The 1,516-nt window shown below is 66.3% G+C and carries 1 protein-coding gene and 1 pseudogene; one reads left to right on the top strand and one right to left on the bottom strand.

The features are described 5' to 3' along the window. Positions 1-153: 153 nt before the first annotated feature. Positions 154-1,179, bottom strand: a complete 1,026-nt coding sequence (locus AC1DT2_RS23080) for a glycosyltransferase family 9 protein (protein WP_477299006.1) — start codon at positions 1,177-1,179, stop codon at positions 154-156. Between the two features lie 97 nt (positions 1,180-1,276). Between AC1DT2_RS23080 and AC1DT2_RS23085 the strand changes: the two are divergent. Beyond that, positions 1,277-1,516, top strand: a pseudogene (locus tag AC1DT2_RS23085) (3-deoxy-D-manno-octulosonic acid kinase); the annotation flags it as partial.

Genomic DNA, 1,516 nt, shown 5'->3' on the forward strand with positions numbered 1-1,516 from the left:
TTCCTGTAGGAGCCGATTCATCGGCGATCGGGTGCTTGCCCCAAACTGGCCCGCTGCCGCGGGATCGCCGATGAATCGGCTCCTACCGGGCAAACGGCGTTACCGGGCAAACGGCGGTTACCGGGCAAGCGGCGGTTACAGGGCACGGGCCGGTTACCGGGCAAGGGTCAGCTTCAAGTGTTCTGCGCAGGCTTCGAAGCGCGCGATCATCTCGTCGACTTCGACCAGGTCCATGACGCCGGGCTTTTCGATCTTCGTGCCCCACGGAATTTCTGAGGCGGGCTTGCCGAGGAACTTGCGAGATGCGGCGTCGTATTTATCCACGCACCAGCGACGGTCGGAATAGGGCCCGGAGCGCTCCGGATTGCTCGCCGCATGCAGGCCGAGCACCTTTACGCCGGCCGCGTTCGCCATGTGCATCGGGCCGGAATCCGGGGTGAGAATCATGGCGCTACGTGCGAGAAGGGCCATGAAACGCTTTAGTGTGTCCTTGCCCGTGAGGTCCATCGGTGCCTGCTTCACCGCGGCAAGGATGCTGTCGGCGAGGGCGCGCTCGGGTTCCGAAGGGCCGCCGACCAGGACGACCCGCAGGCCGCGGCTCATCGCATGGTCGATCAGCGCGGCGTAGCGCTCCACCCGCCAGTTGCGAACCGTGTGGCTCGACATCGGGCTGACCAACAGCGTCGGCGCCTCACCGGGCAATTGCTCCGCTGCCCAGGCATGAGCCTCGTCGGGCACGGGGATGTCCCAGCGCACTTCGGTCTGCTTCAGGCCGAGCGGCTCGATGAAGCTGGCCATGGCGTCGAGCACGTGCTCGCCGGTGCGCGCAGCGATGCGCTCATTAACGAAAAGGCCGTGCAGGTCCTTGGAACGGGCATGGTCGTAGCCGATGCGCCGGTCCGCCTTTACGGAAAGGCTCAACAGGTTGGAGCGCAGGGCCACCTGCATGTGGAGGAGGGCATCGAAGTGCCTGCCGGCGAGGGCCTCGCGCACGGCGCGAGCGCCCGCACGGCCCTGGCCCTTGTCGAAGGTGATGAACTCCACGCCCGGCAGGTCGCCTACCAGGCGCCGCTCGAGCTTGCCGATGATCCAGGTGAGTCGCGTCCGCGGTGCCTTTTCCTGCAATGTCCGGATCAGCGGAGTCACGTGCGTTACATCGCCGATCGCGGATGTGCGCATGATGCAGAGACTGGAGTCTCCCGGCGGGAGGGGACGGCTTGTTAGACTGGGCACGATCGGATCACCGGATAGGAGGCCGCCGGAGGGCGGCCCGAAAATGACTGAACAACGCGTAGCGGAGGCGGCGGGCGGCACGATTCTGTTCGACGCGGCCCGTACACCTCAAGTCGATAGCCTCTGGTTCTCGCCCGCCCACTGGAGCGAGCGCGATGCCCTGCGCTCGCAGGCCGGCGGTCGCGGAGGCGTTGCCGTGATCGAAACGCCGGCCGGCGAAGCCGTGCTTCGCCATTACCGCCGAGGCGGCATGGTGGCGCGAATCTTCGGAGACCGCTATCTA

It is taken from the genome of Luteibacter sp. P4_E6 (assembly GCF_056401535.1).

What these genes read in the sequence shown, in the direction of transcription:
- AC1DT2_RS23080 (WP_477299006.1), bottom strand. Translation starts at nt 1,179, where the DNA reads ATGCGCACATCCGCGATCGGCGATGTAACGCACGTGACTCCGCTGATC.